The organism is Synechococcus sp. R8-2 (assembly GCF_047461715.1).
In the GTDB taxonomy this organism is placed as follows: Bacteria; Cyanobacteriota; Cyanobacteriia; order Thermostichales; family Thermostichaceae; genus Thermostichus.
The window spans coordinates 1-1,723 of record NZ_JANSHQ010000651.1; the positions used below are offsets into that span (position 1 = coordinate 1).

General features: G+C 59.9%; 3 protein-coding genes and 1 pseudogene. All 4 read right to left on the bottom strand.

Annotated elements, in window-relative coordinates; translation table 11 throughout:
* Positions 1-173 (bottom strand): nitrilase-related carbon-nitrogen hydrolase (locus tag NW819_RS13505; RefSeq protein ID WP_414414062.1); only part of this gene is annotated, 173 nt, incomplete at its 3' end.
* A 41-nt stretch (positions 174-214) separates the two neighbouring features.
* A complete protein-coding gene (locus tag NW819_RS13510; protein WP_414414060.1) occupies positions 215-436 on the bottom strand; it encodes a DUF2839 domain-containing protein in 222 nt (73 codons plus the stop codon).
* 149 nt (positions 437-585) lie between these two features.
* The gene (locus NW819_RS13515; protein WP_414414061.1) at positions 586-1,341 is read right to left on the bottom strand and encodes an anti-sigma factor domain-containing protein; all 756 of its coding nucleotides are present in this window, start codon (positions 1,339-1,341) and stop codon (positions 586-588) included.
* Positions 1,338-1,694, bottom strand: a pseudogene (locus tag NW819_RS13520) (sigma-70 family RNA polymerase sigma factor); the annotation flags it as partial. The gene NW819_RS13515 and the pseudogene NW819_RS13520, both read right to left, overlap by 4 nt.
* Between the last annotated feature and the right edge of the window lie 29 nt (positions 1,695-1,723).

Consider the following 1,723-nt stretch of genomic DNA (forward strand, 5'->3'; position numbering starts at 1 on the left):
GCAAGGCGGGCTTTCTCGGCTTCCGGCCCCATGAAGGCAAAGTTTTCCGGTAGCGTCACCAGCTCGCACCCCTGGCGCGCCGCAAAGTCGATCCACTCTTCCGCCTGCTGCAAGTTGCTGGCCAGATCGGGAATGCTGGTCATTTGAATGGCGGCTGCCAGATAAGAGCGCATAGACGGAAACTCCAAAGGATGCTAAAGGGGATCCGACAGGCTCAGCCGACCAGATGCCACCAGCCCAAGGCAGGCCCCACAAATCGGATCACAACCCAAACAATCGCCAGCAGAATAATGCCTGCCCAAGCACCACGGGTTGTCCAATTGTAGATCGCGCGAGCTTGCCCTTTGGTGAGGGGAATGTCTTTGAGGTTGGGAAACACCAGCTCTTGGTCGGGATCTTGGCTGGTGCGGGTTTTACGGCGCTTTGCTTCGCCCATGGGGTAGCCTCCGAGTTCTTCGCCGGGTGGCGACTTTTATCTTAAGGTTTTCTGTCTGGGTCACAAGACTGGGTGGATATCAATCTGCATAATAATCGCCTATTTACGCCATCAGGCCACGCCAATCCATGGGCCTGCCGATGCTTTCCCTAGCCGGAAATCCACAAGGGGGATCCTTCGTGCTCTTGGGGACGATTGCCATCCTCTTCGGTAATGGCCACAGCCCGCACCCATTCTGTAGATTCAAACACCGGCGGTAGGCGCAGCTCCTGTTGGCGATTTCCTGTTTCATCCACCGGAAAAGCTGCCACGAGAACGGCCCCCGCCCTATCGGTGGTAAAGGGCGCCTCCGGTTCCAGCACCACCCACAGGGCATAGACCCGGCCTTCCGGCAAAGGCGGCAACCCTTGGGCCACCAATCGCCCTTGCAAGCGCTGGGGATCCACCTCAAGCTTGACCGAGCCGGCCAGGTTCTCCTCAGTCGGCTGCAATTCATAGGTCAACACCTCGCCAGGGATCCCTTGAGTCTGGGCTAGCTGCAGCCTGCGCCACAGGTAGAGGTTCCCCAGCCCCAAAGCGACGATCAAGCCTGCGGCCACTGCCCCCAAGCCCCGCTGCCAGAGACGGGATCCCTTGGCAATCCAGGCGGGGGTGCGCATCGGTTGGGCTGCCTGCTCCGCATGTGCCTGCAACAGAGAAGCCCGCAGGGCGGGGGGAGGTTGCTTTTCCTCCACGCCGTAGGCTGTCTCCAATGCCTGTTGCAACGCTTGCAGTTCTCGGTGCAGCTCCGGGCGCAGCTTGAGCAAGGCTTCCAGCCGGTCGGCCTCTTCCGGGGAGAGATCCCCCAGCACATAGCCTGCCAGCCACAGTTGCAGTTCTTCGGGAGACACAGATTCGGCTTTCATGAGGGGCCTCCCAACAACTCGCGCGGCCGCAGCAGAGCCCGCCGAGCTCTGGCTTTGACCGTTCCCAAAGGCAGATCCAGTTGCTTGGCAATTTCCGTTTGGCTCATGCCTTCGTAATAGGCCATCTTTAAGACTTGCCGTTGACTTTCGGACAACTCGGCCAAGGCCGTTTGCACCTCGGCCACCCGTTCCGCTTGGGCCAACTGCTCCAAGGTGGGATCCGCAGCAGGACTACCCTGCAATTCCACTCTGCCCTGTTCCAGGGAGCGCTGTCGATTCCGCCAAGAGCGCAGCCGATCCAAACAGCGAGAGCGAGCCAAGATGCTCAGGTAGGTGCGCAGGGATCCCCGTCTGGGATCAAAGGAGCATGACTCTAGTCAAT